The 20,555-nt window shown below is 64.5% G+C and carries 18 protein-coding genes; 2 read left to right on the forward strand and 16 right to left on the reverse strand.

All coding sequences use genetic code 11. The features are described 5' to 3' along the window. Nucleotides 1-973 precede the first annotated feature (973 nt). The 4 genes from ACFWX1_RS22555 to ACFWX1_RS22570 form a co-directional block, all read right to left on the reverse strand. Nucleotides 974-1,696, reverse strand: a complete 723-nt coding sequence (locus ACFWX1_RS22555; protein ID WP_378390255.1) for a class I SAM-dependent DNA methyltransferase — start codon at nt 1,694-1,696, stop codon at nt 974-976. Between the two features lie 74 nt (nt 1,697-1,770). After that, on the reverse strand, nt 1,771-2,136 hold the full coding sequence (locus ACFWX1_RS22560) for a VOC family protein (RefSeq protein WP_378390257.1): 366 nt from the start codon (nt 2,134-2,136) through the stop codon (nt 1,771-1,773). Between the two features lie 35 nt (nt 2,137-2,171). Further along, nucleotides 2,172-2,762: a DUF3224 domain-containing protein gene (locus ACFWX1_RS22565; RefSeq protein WP_378390259.1), complete on the reverse strand. Its 591-nt coding sequence runs from the start codon at nt 2,760-2,762 to the stop codon at nt 2,172-2,174. Between the two features lie 109 nt (nt 2,763-2,871). Beyond that, a complete protein-coding gene (locus ACFWX1_RS22570) occupies nt 2,872-3,558 on the reverse strand; it encodes a hypothetical protein (protein ID WP_378390261.1) in 687 nt (228 codons plus the stop codon). A 294-nt stretch (nt 3,559-3,852) separates the two neighbouring features. Between ACFWX1_RS22570 and ACFWX1_RS22575 the strand changes: the two genes are divergently transcribed. Further along, nucleotides 3,853-5,061 (forward strand): methyltransferase domain-containing protein, encoded by a 1,209-nt coding sequence (locus tag ACFWX1_RS22575; RefSeq protein WP_378390388.1) that lies wholly within the window; start codon nt 3,853-3,855, stop codon nt 5,059-5,061. Nucleotides 5,062-5,180: 119 nt separating this feature from the next. Here ACFWX1_RS22575 and ACFWX1_RS22580 read toward each other — a convergent pair whose 3' ends face one another. The 12 genes from ACFWX1_RS22580 to ACFWX1_RS22635 form a co-directional block, all read right to left on the reverse strand. Next, entirely contained in the window at nt 5,181-5,870 is a 690-nt protein-coding gene (locus ACFWX1_RS22580) for a hypothetical protein (RefSeq protein WP_378390262.1), read from the reverse strand. A gap of 145 nt (nt 5,871-6,015) precedes the next feature. After that, complete coding sequence (locus ACFWX1_RS22585; RefSeq protein WP_378390264.1) at nt 6,016-7,188, reverse strand: glycosyltransferase; 1,173 nt, start codon at nt 7,186-7,188, stop codon at nt 6,016-6,018. Between the two features lie 67 nt (nt 7,189-7,255). Beyond that, the gene (locus ACFWX1_RS22590) at nt 7,256-8,974 is read right to left on the reverse strand and encodes an NAD(P)-binding protein (protein ID WP_378390266.1); all 1,719 of its coding nucleotides are present in this window, start codon (nt 8,972-8,974) and stop codon (nt 7,256-7,258) included. Continuing rightward, nucleotides 8,971-10,020 carry an NAD-dependent epimerase/dehydratase family protein gene (locus ACFWX1_RS22595; protein WP_378390268.1) on the reverse strand — a complete coding sequence of 350 codons (1,050 nt, stop codon included), beginning with the start codon at nt 10,018-10,020 and terminating at the stop codon, nt 8,971-8,973. The genes ACFWX1_RS22590 and ACFWX1_RS22595 overlap by 4 nt, the downstream gene beginning before the upstream one ends. Beyond that, a complete protein-coding gene (locus tag ACFWX1_RS22600) occupies nt 10,017-11,039 on the reverse strand; it encodes a class I SAM-dependent methyltransferase (RefSeq protein WP_378390270.1) in 1,023 nt (340 codons plus the stop codon). The genes ACFWX1_RS22595 and ACFWX1_RS22600 overlap by 4 nt, the downstream gene beginning before the upstream one ends. Beyond that, the gene (locus ACFWX1_RS22605) at nt 11,040-12,305 is read right to left on the reverse strand and encodes a beta-ketoacyl synthase N-terminal-like domain-containing protein (protein ID WP_378390272.1); all 1,266 of its coding nucleotides are present in this window, start codon (nt 12,303-12,305) and stop codon (nt 11,040-11,042) included. A gap of 9 nt (nt 12,306-12,314) precedes the next feature. Continuing rightward, nucleotides 12,315-13,100: an SDR family oxidoreductase gene (locus tag ACFWX1_RS22610; protein ID WP_378390274.1), complete on the reverse strand. Its 786-nt coding sequence runs from the start codon at nt 13,098-13,100 to the stop codon at nt 12,315-12,317. After that, entirely contained in the window at nt 13,097-13,870 is a 774-nt protein-coding gene (locus tag ACFWX1_RS22615; protein WP_378390276.1) for a beta-ketoacyl synthase chain length factor, read from the reverse strand. The genes ACFWX1_RS22610 and ACFWX1_RS22615 overlap by 4 nt, the downstream gene beginning before the upstream one ends. Then, on the reverse strand, nt 13,867-15,078 hold the full coding sequence (locus ACFWX1_RS22620) for a beta-ketoacyl-[acyl-carrier-protein] synthase family protein (protein WP_378390278.1): 1,212 nt from the start codon (nt 15,076-15,078) through the stop codon (nt 13,867-13,869). The genes ACFWX1_RS22615 and ACFWX1_RS22620 overlap by 4 nt, the downstream gene beginning before the upstream one ends. Then, entirely contained in the window at nt 15,075-15,308 is a 234-nt protein-coding gene (locus ACFWX1_RS22625) for an acyl carrier protein (protein ID WP_378390280.1), read from the reverse strand. Before ACFWX1_RS22625 ends, ACFWX1_RS22620 begins: the two co-directional genes overlap by 4 nt. A gap of 28 nt (nt 15,309-15,336) precedes the next feature. After that, nucleotides 15,337-16,443: an enediyne biosynthesis protein gene (locus ACFWX1_RS22630; protein ID WP_378390282.1), complete on the reverse strand. Its 1,107-nt coding sequence runs from the start codon at nt 16,441-16,443 to the stop codon at nt 15,337-15,339. After that, nucleotides 16,440-18,302: a CRTAC1 family protein gene (locus ACFWX1_RS22635; protein WP_378390284.1), complete on the reverse strand. Its 1,863-nt coding sequence runs from the start codon at nt 18,300-18,302 to the stop codon at nt 16,440-16,442. Before ACFWX1_RS22635 ends, ACFWX1_RS22630 begins: the two co-directional genes overlap by 4 nt. 906 nt (nt 18,303-19,208) lie before the next feature. On the opposite strand from ACFWX1_RS22635, the gene ACFWX1_RS22640 reads away from it, so the two are divergent. Continuing rightward, on the forward strand, nt 19,209-20,231 hold the full coding sequence (locus tag ACFWX1_RS22640) for a DUF1702 family protein (protein ID WP_378390286.1): 1,023 nt from the start codon (nt 19,209-19,211) through the stop codon (nt 20,229-20,231). Nucleotides 20,232-20,555 lie beyond the last annotated feature (324 nt).

Below are 20,555 nucleotides of genomic sequence, written 5' to 3' on the forward strand. Positions count from 1 at the left end.
GTCACGGCCGGCGCGCTGCTCGGCGGGACCGGGCGCGGGGCCGCGGCGGGGTGCCCGGCGCGCACGCCGGCCCCCGCGGGGGGGGCTGCCCCCGCTCGCGCGGAGAGGACCCCCGCCCCGGCCCCCCACCCCACCCCCCCCGCCCGCCCCCGCCACCGCCCGCCACCCCTCCCGCCTACGCGCCCACCGGGGCCGCGCCCCCCGGCTCCGGACGTGCCGGTTGCCGGCGCCAACGGTCTCTACCCGGCTACGCTGAGCTGGACTATGGTCCAGCGTTGGGCTGGCGGGTGCCCGGGTGAGCGAGTTCTCGGGGAATGTGGCGCGCAGCAACGTCCACAGCGGCCGCAGCCGGTGGTAGGCCTGCAGATGCTGCTACCACACCCGGGATGCCGACCACCGCACCCGCACGCCCGGTGCCGCGACACCACCAGGAACAGCAGGTTACCTGCCGCCACCACCGGTTGCGGCAGCCAGCTGGGCGCGTCCACGCCGGCGAGGCGGAGGGCAGTGGTCAGGCAGATGAGGACAGCGGATACGCCGATCACGATCAGCCCGGCCGACGATACGGTCAGGTCGCGAGCCAGCCACTGCTGTGCCAGGCGAACGTAGCGCTGCTGCCACACTAGGCAGACGCCAATGCCGTAGGCGGTATAGGCGTGACCGACGAACCCGAACAGGTTCACGGCCGGGTCCGCCGCGGTCACCGTGGACGGCATGCACCAGCGCAGCAGTGGCCAGTCCGCCACCGGCAACAGGCTGACGGCGTGGGCCCAGTATTCCGGATGAAACCGGGGCCGCCGAGCCGACGAAGACCCCGACGCCGCGTCGAGCAGATCCTGCTGGTAGCTCCCCGAGTCTGGGCATCAGCTACCCGTGGCCGAGCTTTGGCTGCGCCGAACCCGGCTCGGGCGATCGACGTCTCGTTGAGGGTTCGGACTCTCCTGGGATAAGCCGACTTTGTCGTTGGCCTGCGTCAACGGTTGGTCGTACGTTCGTAGACCGAAATGATGAGGCGGCTGTCGGGTTCGACGGGCGTCCGCTCCCAGTCGCACCACCGCTCGCGCAGCCGCAGCCCGGCAAGTTGTGCCATGAGGTCTAGCTCAGCAGCTGAAACCCCGCGACCATCGAACCGGATAACACGCACCAGATCATCACCGAAGATGATTTCGTGAATATGGAACTGCTGTGACAGCGGATCTAGCCGGTAGGCCCACAACGCAGTGGCGTTCTCGCCGAGGTACGCGGGCACTACTGCGAGATCGCTTGGTGGGCTACCCGCGAAAATCTCAACAACCAGCACTCCGTCATCGGCTAGGAGTTGGGTGGCGTTCATGATGCACTGTGCTTGTGCATCCTGCGTCGTCAAAAGCAAGAGTGTGTTATCGAGGCACGAGACGAGCCTGTATTGGCCGTCTACTGTCGTCTGCGGTAGCTCGCCGAGTGTGGTTCGCACGGCTTCGCCGCCGGGCTTAGCGGCCAGGGCGTTGAGCATCTCCTTCGAGCTGTCGATACCGGTCACCGTGAGCCCGCGGGCGGCAAGTGGGATCGCGACGCGGCCGGTACCGACGCCCAGTTCGAGTATCGGCCCGTCTCCAGCCAGTTGAGCCAGTGCGTCCACCGTCGAGTCGGGCGCCTGCGCACCGTAGACGAAGTCAAAGAGTTCGGCGTAGCTGTCTCCGTAGGCTGCTGCTGCCATGACGACTCCTTCTGGCAAAGGCGGGTGGAAGGTGTGCCGGAAGCGAATGTCTCCCACTCGCTTCCGGCGTCGACCTACTCCGACGGAGGCGTGTAGTTCGGGTTCTCCCACACAAAGTTAATCTTGTTGCCTTCCGGATCCACGACATCCGTCAGCTTGATGAAGCCGTAGTCCTGAACCTCGCCACAGGTCACGCCCTCACTCGTGAGGCCAGCAACGTGGGTATCGATGTCCTCGACACCGATGACGACGCTGGTCTTGCCAGCGGCCTCTGGAGCGTGGGCGACCTGGATCCATGCGTTTTCGGCCAACTTCCACTCCGCCACGCCCTCGGTGGGCACGACATCGGGATCCCGTCCAATCCACCGCTTGTACCACGCGAGCGCCGCGGCGTGGTCGGCGACCGGCAAAACCGCGTTGACATTCTTGAAGTTCGGCACGACAGGCTGTCCCTTCAGGTAGGTGCGTGCAGATCTCACGCCTGTGGTAGACGGTACGTGAGGGTATACGACACTACCAGCGTTTCACAGGTATCTGGATCACCGATTGGGTGGCAATGTTCGCGGGTCGCGACCACCGTGTAGCGTCCGGCCACATCCGCAATTTCACCATAGCCGGTGCCTGGCACGATGGCGAAGTCCATCACGAACGTTCCGTCGGCGTTCTGCACGCCTTCCGACTTAAAGATGAAGCCGCCCTCAAGTCCATCGAGGTAGCCGGTGAAGGCTCCGACACTGTTGATCGCACCGGTGCCGTGGGGATCCATGACCTGAAACTCGACGTCTTCGGTCTGTCCAGCGAGCCCGCCCGACAACTCGGTGCCGTAGACGATGTGCCAGACCGATTGGCCACCTGGAGTGTTCGCGATCTGGTCGAAGTTCACATGACGCGGATGCAGGTCACCGACCGCCACCCAGGTGGGGCCGGTCGGGACCTGCGGAACGCGCGGAACGCGTTGCACGACCGAGATACCGGGCTTGCCTGTCGCCGACGCAAGGCTGTCGGCGAACCGCAACTGCAGCGTGCGCCGCGCGTTCGAATTTTCTGCTCCCGCCCGGGATTTCATTCGATCGACCAGTTTTCTGTCGTTCCGTTTTGCTTCGACTTAGCCTGGTTGGATGAACCGGCCGCTGATGGCGAAACTGCCGAACGAACCCCGGTCCATCGCCGTGGCGTCAGTCTTCCGGGAGCACTGCGCGCAGGGTGGTTACGGTGGACACCTTGATCGCGATGACTTCGTCATTCGCGTTCGCCATCGGCACGAGGCCCTCTTGAACGTAGCTGAAGCCGATCGGGGGAACCTTGTTGATCGTCGCGAACATGTGGGCCGCGTCCGGATTGTGCAGCGTACCGACCGGTGTCTCGACGGCGAGGTAAATCATTTGGTGACTCCGCACCACATCGCCGGCGGCGAAGTCGATCCCGAGCGGGATCTCCAAGCGGCCAAGCGACGGCGGCAGGCTGACGTCGAACGACCGGCCTAGGCCGAGGGCGACCTTCTCCCCGGGGAACAACACATGACTGACCGTCGAGGTCCGGTACGACTTGATCTCAAGGTCGAGCCGGAGTGCGCCGTTGAGCGTGAGCACCGGGTCGTGGACTTGGATGACGCATGGGGACTCCGGGAACTCGAACCGTTCTCGTGGCGCGCTCTCGTCGGTGGGGTTCGTGCCAACAACGACCTCGATCGTTGTCTGCGCGAGCGCGTGGTAGCCGCGGCCTCCATCGGCGAAGGTTCGCCGCGGCGTCATGACCTCGAGCACCCGCCCTGCGCGGCCGCGCAAGGCGGCAACAGGGTCGGCGATCTCACTGGGAAGATCCCTGCCGAGCTCTTCGAGGAGCATATCACCAATCTGGATCATCGCGTTGACCTTTCGATCTTCGTGCGCGTCATCATTATGGAGAGCTGATAACGCCAATTTGGCGCATCAGAACCGAGCAATCAGATAGATCGAACCGCCGAAGGTTTTCCGGTACCCCGTGACTCTAGAGCGCACGGGCCGCGAATGAGCACCGGAGGGGCACGCCAGCCAATGACAACCTACGCCAAGAATCACGGCACACCCGCGACGCGCACCGACATGGCCACGCCACGGTGTAGGGAATCCACGCAGACGGCGGGCTGCGGCGGCTGGTACTTGTCTAGTATCCGTTATATGCCTTGCCGATCCTGTGGCGCCGAGGTGACGCAGTTCCTGGATCTCGGCCTGCAACCGCTGGCGAACGCCTTCCGAAGGGCCGACGACACCTCGGCTGAGTTCCGGCTTCGTCTGAGGTCCATGGTCTGCGACGGTTGCAAAGTCGTGCAGCTCGCCGAGCCAGGGCCAGCCGAACGGATGTTCCATGCCGGGTATCCGTTCCGCACCTCGTCGTCCGCTCGGATGTCGGCACATTTCACCGCGACCGCCGAGCGTCTCGTCGCCGGGTTGACAACGCCGGACCCCTTCGTCGTCGAGATTGGCAGCAATGACGGCACCATGCTCGCCGCGATCGCCGATCGTGGCATTCGGCACCTCGGCATCGATCCGGCCGCCAGCATGGTCCGCGAAGCGATCTCCCGTGGGGTCAACGCTCGCGTGGACTGGTTTGACGCCGCAACAGCTGCCCGGACACGCAACGAGTTCGGTCCGGCCGACATCATTTACGCGGCAAACACGATCTGCCATATTCCGGATCTCCACACCGTCTTCAAAGGACTGGAGACACTCTTGTATGACGGCGGAGTCGTTATTTTCGAAGGTCCCTATCTCGGCGACGTCCTTCGCCTCGTTTCGTTTGACCAGATCTATGATGAGCATTTCTACCTGTTTTCGGCAACCGCAGTCGCACGCATCGCGAATCTGCACGGGTTCGCGCTAGTGGATGTCGAACATCTTGACGTTCACGGCGGCGAGCTGCGGTATACTCTCGCACGTGATGGTCGCGCTCCGTCGCCTGACGTTGCCACCGTAATCGCAACCGAAGATCGTGAAGGACAGCACAGTCTGGCTCGGCTTGAGGTGTTCGCGGCAGAGGTGGTTGCCCGTCGGGCCCGGCTGCGAGACGTGCTTGTCGAGGAGCACCGATCGGGTCGACGCGTCGCTGGATACGCCGCGACCGGGAAGAGCACCACGGTTCTGAACTACTGCGGTATCGGACCTGACCTTCTTCCTGTCATCTATGACACGACGCCCGAGAAGCAGGGCCTCGTAACTCCGGGCTCGCACATCCCGGTTGAGCCGTTCCCGACGGATTTCGGCGCCTATCCAGACACGTTTCTGCTCTTCGGCTGGAATCACACCGACGAGATCCTCGCCAAGGAGCGGAAGTTCATCGACCGGGGCGGCCGATGGATCCGCTACGTGCCGGACGTCCGGATCGGCTAGCTGCCCGGTCGAATCGTGCGCTGTTCGGCGCTCTCGCCGGCGTTCGACCTAGGGCGCATTGTGTGGCCGCACCCGGTGGAGCGTCTGTCCAGTCGTCGGGGCGACTGTGTGTGAGGTTGTCAGCGGTTCGCCGCTCGGTGGCAGCTTGGCCCTTGCCCGGTCTCCAGGGATCCGTCGAGGAGGCCATGTCGAGCGGCGGCGGCGATGGCTTGATGGCGGTTCGACACGCCGAGCGTGTGGTACAGCTCCTGCAGGCGCCGAAACATCTCCCGTGTCGAGAAGTTTTCATGGTTGGCGAGGCGTTCGACGCTCCATCCGTTGGCAAGTGCGGCGAGACGCCTGACGTCGGACTCACACACCGGCGGAATCCCGTTGCTCCTTCTGGGGCGGCTGAGAAATTCGATGACGACGGCTCGGGGCAGTCGGACCGCTCCGTCCCACGTCGCGTCGAGCGCCGCCACGATGTCGTCGGGTGAGGCGGCGTAGTCAACGACTCCGCCAGCGCCAGCGTCGAGCGCTTGGCGGTAGTTGTCGATGTCAGGGTCTACGAGCAGGGCGAGGAGTGCGACCTGCTCATCATATGTGCGCAGCATCGCAAGGACGTCAACATCGGCTTCGCTCCGGATGGACAGGAGCGCCGCGAGGCGATATTCGGTGGAATGAGCTGCCTGGTGAAAGCGCTGGATCCACGCGATACAGTCGCCTGGTTCGGCGGTTTCGTAGCCGACGGCCTCGAGTTCGCGTGCGATTCCTCGTCGGTAGGCCGGAATGGGGTCGCGGATGGCGCAGACGCGTCGTGGTGTGGTCATTCTGGTTGCTCGAGGAGTGAGAGTTCGGTCCGGGCCTGTCATTGTCGGGCTATGTAGCCGCTGTCGGGGACTTGGCGTGATGGCAGTTCTGACGTCGCCGTCGGCGTCATCTGCACGGGCGAACAGTGACAGCCGGTTGTCGTCGTCAGCGCGCGTTCTCCGCATGGATCCTTTCGAGGAACTTGACCGCGGCGTCGTCGATCGGCTGCACCGTGAGCGTCCTGGCTTGCAGCCGACGCGCCGCCCGCTGGTACGTCGGGTCGTTGAGGACGGTGGTCGCCGCGGTCGCGACGTCTCCAGGGGTGAGGCTCGTCCAGTCCAACTGCACACCCATGCCGTGCTGCTCGAAACGGTCGGCGATTTTGAACGCGTCGAAGAGGAGCGGAATCACCACGACGGGGACGCCGTTGACGATCGCCTGTCGGGAAGTGGCCGGGCCTCCGTGTGTGATCAGCATGTCGATGGAGCGCATGAGCAGTCCTTGGGGCACCCACTCGGCGACGCGGACGTTCTCGGGAACCTGGATCCCGCCTACGATCTCTTTGCCGTGCCAGTCGAGGCTCTTGCCGGTCGAGACGATGACGTTGGCGTCGACGTCGCCCATGCCGGTGATCACCTTTGTCAGTGGCGGCCCATAGGAGGGAATCGTTGAGGCGGCGGTGCCGAAACTGGCATAGACGAGCGGGCGTTTGTCGTCGACGAGTTCGCCGACCCACGCCGGGAGCACGTCGCCGCGACGGACGCCGTCCACCCGGACAGTGAAGACGTTGGGTAGTTCGAGTTCTTCCGGCACGAAGTCCGGAGCAAGCATGTTGATGTGGCCGTAGGCATACTGGCGTCGACCGTCGGGGTCCGGTGGCAGTCCGAACTGCCGGCGGCGACGGTCGAGTGCGGCGACGACGCCGCTGCCGAGCATCATGCCGTTGAAGTCGACGACGCCGACGGTGACGTGCGGCAGGCCTGCTCGCTCGGCAGCGAGATAGCCGCCGAGTTCGCCGGTGTCGCGTAGGACGAGGTCAGGATTCCAGTTCTCGATCGCTTCGGCGACGTCGTGGCCCATGGCGGTGGCCGGGTCTCCGCAGAACATTTCAGCCATGAAGTCCTGTGTGAAGTCGTCCATCTCCTCGGGAGGCACGTTGCGGTCGATGCTGTCGATGAAGTCGCCGATCCAGTCCGGGCCCGCGGTGATGTGCTCGAGGCCGAGCGCCTCGACGGTGGCGGCGAAGCGCCCCGATACGGCGACGGCGACGTCGTGGCCGCACCGCTTGGCGGCTTCGGCGACGGGCATCAGCTCGAGCAGGTGATCGTGTGCGGGCAAACTGCAGAAAAGTAGCCTCATCGCGATGCGTACCTCCGTGTTGAATGGTGTCGTACAGGATGTTGTGCTAGTGGTCGCTTTGGTCGGCCGCCTGACGGCTTGCGAGATGGGAAACGGCGAGGTGAGCCGACTCCATCGCGCCGTCGAGGAACGGATGGTCGATGACGTCGACACCGGCGATGGCGATCCGGCCGACACCAGCGGCGAGCCTGCGTTTGGCCTCGGTTGGGGCACTGCCGTCGCCGGGCAGGTCACGCGAGGTGCTGTAGCGCGCGTAGCCGTGCGGCCAGATCTCGATCCGGATTTCGGCGATGTCGCGTTCGGCATGGAATCCACCGGGAGCGAGGGCGTCGGTCAGCAGGCGCCGTAGTTCTGAGTCGATCTCGCGGCGTGCGGCAGCAGTGAGAAGCCGCTGACGGCCTGCGGTTGCGCCGGCGGCGGGGGTCATGCCTGCCGCGGTGAGTGATCCGAGCGTGGTTGCCGTCGTGGGGTGGTCGGGTGACTGCGACACGGTGAAGGCGCCAATGTTGACGGGGAACTCGAGTGCTGCGACCTGCCATGTGGGGTGGCCGGGCCAGGAGATGCGAGAGATGCCGAGCGCCTGCCAGGCGCGCCAGTTCCGGAGCGCTATTGAGGCGGACACGATGGGATAGCGGCCGAGGGATGCGGCAGTCGCCTGCTGGTCTCGCTCGAGCTCTGGGATGAGCCGCGCTGCGGCGACTGCTGGGGCAGCGACGATCGCGGCTGGGGCCCGGTACGTGGCCGTGCATTCGTCGAAGTGTTCGGCGTCGACAAGGACGTTGTCGGGGCCGTCGTGCCGAATGCTGGTGGCCGTGGAGTTCAAGCGGATCTGGACCTGGTTACCTGGCCGATCGAGCGTGTCGACGGATATTGCGGCCGTGAGCCGCTCGTCAACGCTTGCGGCCTCGAAGAGACCGGGGATGAGGTGGTGCGCGATCGCCCGAGCGATGGTTGCGTTGCCGTCCGGGAACCGGAAGATGGGCGGGTCCATGTGGGGGAAGAACCGTGCGCCGGTTTGGGTCAGGCCTTCCCAGGGGATACCGACCGCGCGGATGCCGAGCCCGTTCAGGCCCATGTAGCCGACGAGCGCTGCGTCGAGAGCGGGGTGCTGGTCGAACGTCATTCCCGATTGCGCGGATGTACTGTATCGCAAGAATCGATGCGTGTCCTCGCCGAGCGAGGCGAAGTCGCGAAGCAGTTGGTCACAGCTGCGATTTCGGAGCTCGGCGAGTTTTTCGTTATCGGTTCGGCCCTGGAGCCAGTCGGTTGGCGTGCTGACTAGCGCAGCGATCTCTGGTCTTGCGCGAAGCGCGACGGGTGCCTCGGTGAAGCTGGCGGTGGTTGACTGGTCGTAGACGACTAGGTGGCTTCGTCCCCAGACCGACGCTGCGAAGGCGAATCCGTGGCCGCCGGCGCCTCGGTCGAGGTAGTGCGTCGGTGCGGTGTCGGAGTAGAAGCGCTTGGTTTCGATGCCGAGTACGGACATGGCGGATTTCACCGCGGGGGCGAAGGCTGAGGGAAAGGTGAGTTCGTGTGCGCCGCCCGGTGAAATCAGCCTCTGCCCGTTGACGTCGAAAGTGTGTTGAATCGCTGGGCCACCTATCCGCGCACTTTGCTCGATGATCAAGATGCGTGCGTTTCGGTCGACGTCTGCGATCCAGTAGTAGGCGGCCGATAATCCTGCGATGCCACCCCCGATGACGATCAGGTCGAATGCCCGTGTGGCGCTGGTCGGCGCTTGCGAAGCGGAACGTGCGTTCGTCATTGTCGGCCTCCTGATCGCCTCGTGGCGACACGGTCCCCGTGAGGCAGGATCACCGTGGACGGCCGACCAGCCGCGTCGATGTCCCACACGAGCTGGGTCGCGAAGGTGCCTGGGGTCTGCTGTTCGGCCCACTGGTCGCGGACGATCGTCGTGAGCTGGGATCGGGTCGGTGTCCAGCCGAGCGCTTCACGGGCTGCGCGCAGGTCGCACGCGGTCCGCTGGTCGAAATCGGCGCGGCATGGCAGGTATCGGCGTCGTACGCGGCGTCGGGTCACGCGTTCTGCGGCCGTGACGACGGCTTCGATGGTGTTCAGCTGGCCGCTGCCGATCTCGATGGCCCGATAGTGTGCGGTCGGTTGGTGTGCTGCGGAGATGGTCGCGCACGCGGCATCGAGGACATGCAGGTAGTCGCGGCTCGATGTTCCCTTGCCGTAGATGGGAAAGGGCAGGTTTTCGTGTGCGGCGCGTAGCGCTGCTGCGACGACGCCGCGGTCGGGCTGGCTTCGCGGTCCGCAGAGTGCGTGGAACCTCAACGAGATACCCGAGTCCGCGTGAGAGCTGTATTGCTCGACCAGATGCTCGGCGTCCAGCTTCGACTCGGCGTACGCCACCCTCTTGGAGGCCGGCCTGGTCCACGCTTCGCCAAGGCCGGTAATCAGTGCGGTTGATGCGAACACGATATGACAGCGGCTCGTCGCGGCGACCGCGTCGAGAAGCAGGCGCGTCGCGCGGACGTTGCTGTGTGCATAGGCAAGGTCGCCTGGTGGGCCGGGCTGGGTCGGTGTCGCGGCGGCGAGATGGCAGACGACGTCGGCCTCGGTTGTTGCCGTACGCAAGGCTCGGGCCGTTCCGGCGGATGGTTCAGCGAGCAGCCGCCCGGAAAAGGTGGTTACGTGATCGCCAAGTGCGGCGAACCCCTCGGCGACCCAGCTGCCGAGGAATCCCGTGGCGCCGGTGAGTAATACGCGCACGGGGCGCGCCGTGGGCCCTGCGTCGATGGTGAAGGTGCGGGCGTCGCCACCCCGAGGACGGGCCCGCTGGCTCACGGCTGCCCCTTAGTAGCGCTGGCCACCATCACTAGCTCGGGGCCCATCGCGTTGACCTGAATGGTCGCGTCGATTTCGGCGGCGTCGAAGTGAGCTCGCCACATCGCCTCGGCGTAGAAACGACTTCCGCGTCGATAGGCGTCAGCTGGCAAGGGAAGTAGGTTGAAGATGAGCTCCTGGTGTACGAGATCGCCGGGAGCGCAGAGCGATTCGCTGAGTACCAAAGTACCGCCCGGGCGCAGCAGCGATCGAAGGTTGCGTAGGGTCAAGGGGAGATCGGCGGCGTTGTGCAACGCGTTGACAGCAAGCACGAGGTCGAAGCTCCCCCGCGTCAGACCCTGGTCGTCGGGGAGGTCGAAGTTGAATCGTCGAAATTCGAGTCGAACGTTGGACGGGGCTTGCTCGCGCTGCGTCCGTCGGGTAGCCGCCAAGAGGCTGGCGCTCGTGTCGGTGACGGTGTAGTCGTATGTGCTAGCGAGGTCGCGGGGCCATTCCGCGAGCAGGTGAGAGGTAGCGCCGCCGGTTCCGGCGCCGACTTCTAGGATCTGTGTGCCGCCTCCCGTACGCAGGGTCTGGGTGACTGTGGCCACGGCAGCGGCGTTCAGAGGTCGGTATAGCCCGTTGCGCGAGTGGAAGTAGCTGTTCCACAGTCGCATGCCTTCACCAGCGAAAAGAACCGACCAGCCGGAGGTGGCGCTCTCGATAAACCGGGGGTAGGCGCTGGCCGCGTGGCGCAGGAGGTCGACCGTTGGGGCGAGGGCGCCCGCTGACGAGGTCGCCACGTGGGTCGATCTGGGCAGCATCCGGTAGGTGGCTGCCCGGCGAAGCCAGTCGAGGCAGTGCACTCGATGCTCGTCGGCCGGGTCGACACCATCGCCGTCGACTGCGTCAAGGATCGACTGCGCGAGTTCGCTCGTGATCTCCCAGGCGTGAGCGCACGCGTCGAGGTAGTGTTCGTCGACGAATGCTTCAAGGTGGCCAGCTGCGGCATATGTCTGGTCGGTCAGTTCGCCCCGCATCTACATCGCCTCCACGACGATCGTTCCGTAGAACCCGCCGAAACCGACGGCGGTCTTGACAGCGTGCCGAATGACCTTCGCCGACCATGTGGTAGGAAGGTCGAGGCCGTGAGCCGGGACGGCAGCCGAATCTTCGGCGCGTACCGCGGGAACGCGCCGCTCCTTCATCGCCTTGAGCAGCAAAGCTGTCTCTAGCAGCGACGAACCGCCGAGATTGTGACCGACGAATGGCTTGAGCGGCAGGCACACCGGTTGTGCGCGCCGGTCCGGCCAGAGCTCGCGAATCGTTTTGGCCTCGTAGTTGTCGATCATCGGGATGCCTGTGCCGTGGGGAACGATGGCGTCGATGCGTTCTGTGTCGAGGTCCGCTTCATCGAGCGCTCGTCGGATGGAGCGCGCTTGGTTGGCGCCCACGGGGTTGGGTGCGTTGATACGCCACCCGTCCTGCGTGAACCCGGCGCCGAGGATGCGGCCGTAGATCCGCGCGCCGCGGCGGCGAGCCTGCTCCTCGTCTTCGAGAACGACCGCAGCGCCGCCGTCGCCGAACACGGTACCCGAAGCCTCCGCGTGGAACGGCCGAGGAACCCCGTCGATCGCGTACAGGTGCATGTCGGCGAACCATCGGAACTTGCCCGAGCTGAGCGGGTCGTCAGAGGCGGCCGCGATGGCAAGTGAGCTGCGGCCGAGCCGGATCTGTGTGGCGGCGTTGTCGATCGCGGTGAGGCCTGACACGCACGCGGAGTTGACGAACGCGCACTCGCCGCCGATGTGGAGCGCTCGAGCGACGAGGTAAGGGACGAGGTATGTGTTCAGCGCAAAGATCTGTTCCGACAGCTCGTCGTAGTCGGGACGCGGTGGTGTAGCGGAGGCAACCGACGCGTACAAGGTACGTGCCAAGCGCTCGATTCCTGGATGTTCGTCGGCAACCACGAGTCCTATCTCGCGCAGGTCCAGGCGCGCGGTCGACCGCAAGTCGGCATCGTCGATGGCAAGGCCGACCGCGGCGATAAGGTGTTTGATGTCGCGTTGCTGGTCGATGCCTTCGCGTTCAAGTTGAACGCCGTCGATGCAGGTCTCGGTGATGTCGGCGATTCGATAATCCGGAGCGAGGAATAGCCTGACCCTGCGGTCCTTCTCATGGGTGGACGGCAGCTCGACGACCTCAGCGCGAGGTGGTGCGTTCTCGATCGTTCGCCATGTTCGCTCGATGCCGATGCCAGCGGCGCTGACCACACCGAGTCCGGTGATTACCACTCCCCTGGTCATCAGCGCCGCCTAGGCTGTCAATCCGCCGTCGACAACGAAGGTCTGACCGGTGATGTAACGCGCGCTGTTCGAGACGAGGAAACTGACGAGTGGGGCGATGTCCGCTGGCTCCGCGAAGCGCCGGAGCGCGATACGGTTCAGATAGCGACGTTTGACAGCTGTTGGAAGCTCGGCGGTCATGGCCGACTCCACCAAGCCCGGTGCGACTCCGTTGATCGTGACGCCGAACTGCCCGAACTCTCGCGTCAGCGCTCTGATCATCGCGTCCAGGCCGCCTTTGCTCGCGCCGTAGTTGGCTTGCCCCGGAACGCCGACCTGTCCGGAGATGGAGGAGATTAGGATGATTCGGCCGAACCTGGCACGAACCATATCCGAGCCCGCGAGGCGAACGAACTGCATTGCTCCTCGCAGATTCGTGTCGAGAACGTCAGCCCAGTCATCGTCGGTCATGCGCAGGAGGAGACAATCGCGTCGGATGCCAGCGCAGTAGACAAGTGCGGTGGGCGGCCCGAGTGCATCGACGAAGCCTTGATAGGTCGAACGAATCGACGAAGGGTTCCGCGTGTCGCATTGGCTGCCAATGCTGTCCACCCCGGATCGGTCGGCTAATCGCAGGAGGCCCCGGATCCGCTCCTCGTGCGCGTTGTAGGTGAGTGCGAGGTGGTGGCCCGCGTTGATGAAGCGGGTCGCCATCGCTCGGCCGAGATCACCACTGGCGCCGATTAGGAATGTCACGGGCCGCGTCGTGTCGCTCCTGGCCGCGTGGCGCGTGTCGATCTCCGGTGATGAGGTCATCGTGCCACCGCCTCCGACTCATCGACTACTCCCATCGCAGCCGCGCCGCCGTGCGCGGGGGCAAATGTGTTCGCGAACTTGACGAGGGCCATGACGCTTGCCGCACCGACCTCGCAGGGATGGGGATCTTCGGGTGAGTCCGCGTGCCCCTGCGGCCTCGGTAGCACACCCGCCCAGTGTGACCGCGTGTTCGGTGAAGCAATGCGGTTCTCACCGAATATCGCTGTGCCCGCGCTGAGGGCGATGAAGGCCGCGATGGTGCCCGTCGAGCCGTTGGCCAGCCGCTGCGATTCGAACCCTCCGACGAACATGATGTCGGCGCTGTTGTCGTGAAGCAAGGCATGGGCTGCGGTGAGCGCCGACCAAACAGAGTGTATGCCTTCGCTAACGACTATGTTCGGGCCGCGGCAATGCGCGGCGATCGCTGCGTTACCGGCCGCTGCGTTGTGAACGGTCATCGGGAACTTCGCGGGATTCACGAGGTGGTCTCCGAGGCGAATCGACTCGTCAAGGAACTCCTCGATGTCAGGGCCGGCGCCAGTTGCCGTGCCGAGAGCTATGCCTCGACGGTCGGGGTCAGGAAGGTCGGATCCGGCTCGCTGCAGCCATGCCTTCATGGCCTGCACTACCACTGCCGAACGCACCGAACGGTATTGCCGAATGAGGGCGGCGAGGTCGCTCGGTGGTGCCGGGACGACGAGGTCCGGGACCTGGCTGGGGTCGATGTTGGTCGCGACAGTCGCCGCAGAGCAGTAAATCTCGTTCGTCATGCGGTGGTATCTCCCCAAGCAGTGTCGGGCCGACGTAGGCCGACGCATGTGTTGTTGCCGCCGAAGGCGAACGCGTTGTTGAGCACTAGATCGATGTGGGCCGGGTCGTCGCGTCGGCCGGTCGCTGGCCGGACGCCATGGGATGTGCTGGCTTCCTCTAGCCCCCACTGCGGGAGCGTGCGCTGGTGTGTGATCACGAGCGCACAGGCGACCGCCTCAATCGCGCTAGCAGCGCCCAGAGAGTGCCCGATAAGCGCCTTGATGGAGCTGATCGGCGGGCGCGGCGCAGCGAACACCTGCAAGTAGGCTGCGACTTCGGCTGCGTCGTTCTGCGGTGTGCCAGTGCCGTGGGCACAGACGTAGTCAACTTCCGACGGGTCTGCGGCCGCGATCGCGGATGTCATTGCCCGAGCTACGCCCTCGCCGGAGGGGTCCGGCGCTGCGGGGTGCTTCGCGTCGCAGGTGAGGCCGTACCCGGCGATCGTCGCTAGCACTGTTGCGTCACGGGCGGTGGCGTGGGCGGCCGACTCCACGATCAGGAAAGCGGAGCCTTCGCCTAGCAGCATACCGTCTTGGTTGTCGCTGAACGGGCGACAGCGCTCTTGCGCCATCGCGCGCATGCGCGAGAACCCGCTGAATGCCAGCCGTGAAATCGTCTCCGCACCTCCGCAGATCACGACGTCTGCGAAGCCGCCAGCGATAAGCTGTGCCGCACGGATCAGTGCCATGTTGCCCGCAGCGCACGCCGCGACGGTCAACTCGACCGGGACCGAGCTACCAATGTGCTGTGCGATCTGAGTGCGGAGTGATTCATCCACGCCTAGGGAGCCAGGGTGACCGGCGCTCGTCCGCGCGGCTTGGCGCCATCCTCGTTCGCGGTCCGCGACGTCACCGACCGTCGTGCCAACCAGTACACGGTCTGGTTGGATGCCACCGAGGTCGGCGTCGGAGATCGCTTCGTTGAGCGCCGCCAGTGCGAAGGTGGCAGTTCGCGCGGTGTCGAGCCGGTCGACGTCGATCCGATCAAAACCAGACGTCCAGGGCCCGATCTCGCCCGCGACATGGTTCGGCAGGTCGTCCGTCGGGAACAGCGAGACCTCACGGAATCGAGGTGTGTCGTGTTGCAGGCCCATCCAGAAGTTCGTGGTTCCGATGCCGGCGGCGCTGACGACTCCTAGGCCAGTGATGACCGGGTTTCTGGCGATCATACGGCCGCGATCGCTTTCGCGAACTGTGTGACCTCGTTGATGGTGTCCAGTTCGGGAATCTCGTCCTCAGGCACGATCTTGCCAAGGTGCTGCTCGACGAGAGCGACAAGCTCAATACGGCTCAGCGAGTCGATGCCCAGCTCAGTAAACGATTGGTCGAGTCCGATATCTTCTGGCTCGACCATGACTGAGGAGGCGACCGTCTCTCGAATCTTATCTTCGAGTTCCACTTCTCTTCTTCCCCTTCGGTCTAGTCGACTAGCGCGAGCGCCTGGCCTGTTCGTCGACCAGTTCCATCGGCGACCCGACTCCGCTCTGACGTGCGACGTTTGACGATCGTCGTTGAAGCTCCGCCACATTAGATCGTAACCGGCCGTACCCGGTGTGATGCTGCCACGCCGCGGTGTTCGCCATCCACATTCCGATTCCGCGGCAAGCGCAGACGATCGTGAGTGCGAAGAAGAAGGCGAAGGCCACATGGAAGGCCATGAGCGTTCCATAGACGGCGGCAACCGAAAGTCCGAACTCGACCTGGCCAAGCTTCGACCGCGGCGTCGTTCCGGGATCAGTGATCATGTAAAGCGTGAACAGCAGGAGCGCCATCCCTGTAAGCGGAGCGATCGAGGCGAGAAATGAGGTTTCTTCATCAAAGAAGGCGCGGATTGCTGCTTGAGCCGTGAAGCCGCCGACCCACGCGAATATCAGTGGAAGTTTGCCGGTGAAGATGAAGTTGATGAACAAGCCTATGCAGGCCAGAAATGCCGGAAGCGCGACCTGACCGAGATGACCGAGGTATTCGGTGAACTGGTACGGTGGCGCGATGCTTACGGTGTCTGCGAACAGTAGCAGCACCACGGTAATGCCGAAGTTCGACGGATTGAAGTAGTGTTTGTCGCCGCTGCGGGCGCGGACCCGGAAGAGGTATTTGCTGCTGATCGCGACGACCGCTGCGACGACGAACAGATCGAGGCGATCGTTGACGAACAGCAGCATCCCCAACGCGCACCCGCTGATGTGCGCCGCGAGGAGGAAGTTGACGAGGGTCAGAACGCGCGTGCGGCGAGAGGGGGAGTCGGCGTCGGGAAGGTAGCCGGGCCGCCTCGAGTCGCGTGCGGCTACGAGCGTTTCGACCGCGAGTTCTGTGACGTAGCACGTCAGCACCACGACGATCAGTTGAGCAATGGTCTGCTCGAATCCGAGGAACAGGTGCCCAGCGATGTTGAGGATCGTGATTCCGACGGCGAACCGCCGCAGTGCGGCTAACCGCAGTTTCGTAGGGTCAGTCGGCCGCATCTTCGCCGGGAGGTCCCGCATCCGGGTGCGCGGTCGCGCCGGAGTGGTTGCGAGTGTCGACGGCGCGTTCACGGCAGCACCACCGTGTGCCAGCCGAGGCCGACCTCGACCTTGGCGGTACGCACCTGTCCCGCGGTGTCGCGCCAGGTCAGCGTGACGGTGGACGGTTCCTTGGGGCCCGGCCCGAGACCGAAGTGGATGTCAGTGCTGCTCTGGCCGCCGTGGCCGTTTCCTCCGTCCACGTAGGAGCGGAACGTTCTTCCGTCAGCGGTGGTGACGGAGGTCGAGGCGCCGATCGCGGCGCTCGACCTTAGTTCCTGTTGCGGACGGAGACCGTCGAACACCAGCGGCGCACGTTGATCACCTGGTGGACCGCCGGGTGTGTTGTTGGCGCGCAGGATCCGGAGGCCGAGGAAGGTGCCACAGTCGTGGCAGTGATTCACGATGAGCCGGGCGTCGGCCCACTGGTTGGCTTCGATCCAGTCGAGGGTGCCGTTGCCTGCCATGTCGGCAAGCGCGATCCCGCGTGTCACGCCCGCGTCACGCAGGCCGGAGGCTTCGGCGATGTTCGCGTACCGGCCGTCCTGGGTTGGTGTCAGCACGACTCGGGGCGCTTTGCCGCTGATGTCCGCCCCCTTCAGATCGGGCCAGTAGGCGGGGTCGGCAGTCACCGTGTCGTTGGCGAGCGCGAGTTCCTGGATCTGCGGCCATCGGTTCACGGCGCCGCGCACGAATCCGGTGGCCTGTAACAACTCGGGCCGTCCGTCGTTGTTCAGGTCGGCCACCTTGTTGTCCCACGAAAAGGCGGTGCGGGCAAGGCCGAGTTCCTCGGCCGCCGATCGGAAGAGCGGTACGCCGTTGTCGGTCAGGCCCTCGCCCAGATAGAGTAGCTGGCTCTCGAACAGGCCGAACTGCTGGGTGATGTCGCTGACGTAGATGTCGTACCTGCCGTCGCCGTTGACGTCGGCGATGGACACGCCCATGCTTTTGAAGGAGTCTTTACCGATGATCGTTGACCGGGGTTGAGCAATACCCTTGCCGCCGCCATCGACGCTCTCGAACGCGAGCTGGCCACCCGCCGAACGGTTCACAAAGAGGCGGTCCGGGCCAAAGTCGTTGGCGACGTAGAGCTCGGGCAGCGAGTCGCCGTTGAGGTCGGCCGCCGCCGCGGCGAGCGTCCAGCCCCTCGAGTAGTCATCCGGGAAGGCGTCCGCGATGAGCTGGAAGGAGGCGTCTCGGGCTCCGGGGCGCCCGAGAAGCACGTAGTTTCTGCCGCCGTTGAACGCTCGAGACAGTGAGTCGTTCATGGCAACGGTTTTCGACGATCTTCGGTCGAGGAGCTCGGAGCCGTCTCCGAAGTAGTTGCCGATGAAGATGTCGAGTACGCCATCACCGTTCAGGTCGGCGAATACCGCGGTGTTCGTGTACCAATCGAGGTTTGCTCCGTTGGGGAGCACCTCATGCGGCTCGAATCGCCAGCCACCGAAGTTGAGAAACGCGACTGGTGCGCGCCCCCAGAAGTAGACAAGAACGTCCGTCCACCCGTTCCCATCGATATCGGCGAGCCGGCAGCCCATCGGCGCTTGCTTGTCCGCGTCATAGGGTGGTTTCGGTGTGCCTCCGCTCGTGGCGATCCCATCATGGTTGAGCAACGTCACCTTCGGTTTGCTGGTCATATCCGCGCGATCAATGTGGTGGAGGCTGACGGAGTCCGAGCGCGCGTCGACAAGGCAGACGTCGTTGGCGTAGCCGTCACCGTCGAGGTCAGCGACTGCCGCTCCCGCGCCGACCGAGCTGATCCACGGTGCGATGTGGGCGACGGAGGGGTTGACCTTGCGCAGCGACTGGACCGGAGCCTCCGCTGGCGTGATAGAGGTGACGCTGAGGGCAAGAGGCTCAGCGCTGGTTGCATTCGGGGCTGGGGCGACCATGAATCCCAGCGCGACCGCGACAAGGGGAACCGCAAATAGTGCCGATTGGTATATCGGCCGCTTAAGGGGTGCTGTTCGCATCGAAACCCCCAGATCTCAAGTTACGTCTGGCCCACCGTACGGACATGGAGGCGCTGCGCGCATCGCGTTTACTCGAGCAGCGGGGTGGACACAAAACTTGCCAAGACGTAGATCCACAACGTGGCGGGCGCTGCGCGCACAAAATTTCTTCGGCCCGCCCTTGTCGCTGCCTGGTGGCAACGTCGAGTAAGGTCGCGGACCACGATCACCTAGACGTCGCTAGATGGTCACGCAGCTGTCTCGGTCCTCTCTCCCCTATAGTCCGTCCAGCTCTCATTGTTATCCCACAAGTACGGCTCGCCACGCAAGGGAAACTCCATGATCGATTGCTCTGGCATCGTCGGCCAATGGGTTTCTGCTGCCGGCGCTCAGTCGCCGAAGGCGTTGATCACCGCTTCGTGCATCCTGAGAAGTTACGTTTTAAGGAACATGAGACAGCCGCTGTCGGATTTTTCGTAGCAGTCGAGGGCGAACTATGTGAAAAGGTTGTCAGCGTGCGACAAATAGTAGCTCGTAGTTATTCCACCAGATGTGATGGGGGTCGATGACCATGCCGTCCACGAAATCGTCACCAACGTCGATGTCCGGGATCGTCGCCCTCGGCATCGTCGATGGCCGCCAGGCTGCAAATTACACTTCGGACCGCCGTGGCGGCCACGCGCGGTAGACACACCGAACCAAAGGTATACGCTCTCGTCAGGGGCGACTCCGATAATCCGACCCTGATCGCGGACGGGGTGGCCGTTGCCGAGCGCAGCCCCATCGACCCACCTGGACCAAGCAACGTTTCCACATCGTCGAACCCGGCGCCTGAGGAGTTGACATATGCCATTGCGCGAAAGGTCTACACCACCCTGGCCTGGGAGAAGGCACGGGCCGGGCGACATTTTCAGAGCGGTCCGGCGGAAAGTGCTCACCCCGAGCACCGCCCAGACCCGGTTCGACATCCGAGGCTTCCACGAAAAAGACGCCGTCTCGCGGTACTTACTGGAAGCTGTCGGCCATGCCTTCCTCGAGGGGTACGGTATCGCGGTCGGCTCCCGGTCGATGCGGGACACCATTGCGCAACTGGCTTCCATTCCGGATCAGTTCCGGGGCTTCGCCTACGAGGGAGCTGGTATGGGCTTGGCCATCTTGGACAGCCTGCGGATGCGCGGATCCTGCAGGATCGCGCAGTTGCTGCAGACCGAGCCGGGCGCTGAGCAACGCTATCTGGTCTACGTCGGAATCGGCTGGGCGATGGCACGGTTGCCACGCTTCTGCTGGCCCCGAGCTAAGCGCATGGATCCGTTGCTGCGCTGGCTAGTGCTCGACGGCTACGGCTTCCACCAGGGCTACTTCCACACCAGGAAGTACGTGCATGAGCAGCACCAGAATCTCTCGCTCAGCTGGCCGGACAAAGCTTGTGGTCGTTATGCCAACCGGGTGGTCGACCAGGGGATCGGGCGTGCGATCTGGTTCGTCGGCGGAACCGATCCCGACGAGGTCGCCGCCATAATCGAAAAGTTCCCGGAAATGCGGCGGTCCGATCTGTACAGCGGCGCGGGCCTCGCTGCCACCTACGCTGGCGGTGTGACGAGGGAGGAACTGGTGCGGTTCCGCGGCCACGCTGGAGCACATCTACCCGCGTTGGCGCAAGGAAGTGCGTTCGCCGCCGAGGCACGGGTCTCCGGCGGGTTCGTCGCGCCGTACACCGAGCATGCGACATCGGTGTTCTGCGGTACCACTCCGGAAAACGCGGCGCGGGTCACTCGGGAGACTCAGCCGGCCGATCCACTCGACGGTGACCTGCCCGCCTACGAGGCTTGGCGGCACGCCACTGCCCGATGCTTCGGCTCTACGGGGTGAAAATAGATACTGACCGTAGTCAAGCGCCGACTTCCGGACATCGTGGCAGTCGTGTACCTCCTCACCACGGTTACCTGGCACGGTATCGGCTAGCTTGGCGAGCGAGGAGCGTACTCTGGCCGCCCCCCAGCGTGGCCTCGGCCGAGAAGGACCTTCGCATGGCGGCCGCCCGCGCTGATCAGATCGCGGCGGCCGTGGCGTCGCGGGCAGGGTGTGGCACTGCGCCGCTTCCGTTCGCCCGTTCCCCATGCCAATTGGCGAGACAGCGGCGTCGATGGGCGTGCGCCAGTCGACGTCACGAGGCCCAGACGGATGAGCTTGCAT

The sequence above is a fragment of the Amycolatopsis sp. NPDC059021 genome (assembly GCF_042739895.1).
Classification (GTDB): domain Bacteria; phylum Actinomycetota; class Actinomycetes; order Mycobacteriales; family Pseudonocardiaceae; genus Amycolatopsis.

Bases quoted from the DNA above. Each gene is read 5' to 3' on its own strand.
- ACFWX1_RS22555 (WP_378390255.1), bottom strand. From the start codon at position 1,696: ATGGCAGCAGCAGCCTACGGAGACAGCTACGCCGAACTCTTTGACTTC.
- ACFWX1_RS22575 (WP_378390388.1), top strand. From the start codon at position 3,853: ATGCCTTGCCGATCCTGTGGCGCCGAGGTGACGCAGTTCCTGGATCTC.
- ACFWX1_RS22610 (WP_378390274.1), bottom strand. From the start codon at position 13,100: ATGACCTCATCACCGGAGATCGACACGCGCCACGCGGCCAGGAGCGAC.
- ACFWX1_RS22565 (WP_378390259.1), bottom strand. From the start codon at position 2,762: ATGAAATCCCGGGCGGGAGCAGAAAATTCGAACGCGCGGCGCACGCTG.
- ACFWX1_RS22590 (WP_378390266.1), bottom strand. From the start codon at position 8,974: ATGACGAACGCACGTTCCGCTTCGCAAGCGCCGACCAGCGCCACACGG.
- ACFWX1_RS22605 (WP_378390272.1), bottom strand. From the start codon at position 12,305: ATGACCAGGGGAGTGGTAATCACCGGACTCGGTGTGGTCAGCGCCGCT.
- ACFWX1_RS22620 (WP_378390278.1), bottom strand. From the start codon at position 15,078: ATGATCGCCAGAAACCCGGTCATCACTGGCCTAGGAGTCGTCAGCGCC.
- ACFWX1_RS22635 (WP_378390284.1), bottom strand. From the start codon at position 18,302: ATGGTCGCCCCAGCCCCGAATGCAACCAGCGCTGAGCCTCTTGCCCTC.
- ACFWX1_RS22580 (WP_378390262.1), bottom strand. From the start codon at position 5,870: ATGACCACACCACGACGCGTCTGCGCCATCCGCGACCCCATTCCGGCC.
- ACFWX1_RS22600 (WP_378390270.1), bottom strand. From the start codon at position 11,039: ATGCGGGGCGAACTGACCGACCAGACATATGCCGCAGCTGGCCACCTT.
- ACFWX1_RS22570 (WP_378390261.1), bottom strand. From the start codon at position 3,558: ATGATCCAGATTGGTGATATGCTCCTCGAAGAGCTCGGCAGGGATCTT.
- ACFWX1_RS22640 (WP_378390286.1), top strand. From the start codon at position 19,209: ATGCCATTGCGCGAAAGGTCTACACCACCCTGGCCTGGGAGAAGGCAC.
- ACFWX1_RS22615 (WP_378390276.1), bottom strand. From the start codon at position 13,870: ATGACGAACGAGATTTACTGCTCTGCGGCGACTGTCGCGACCAACATC.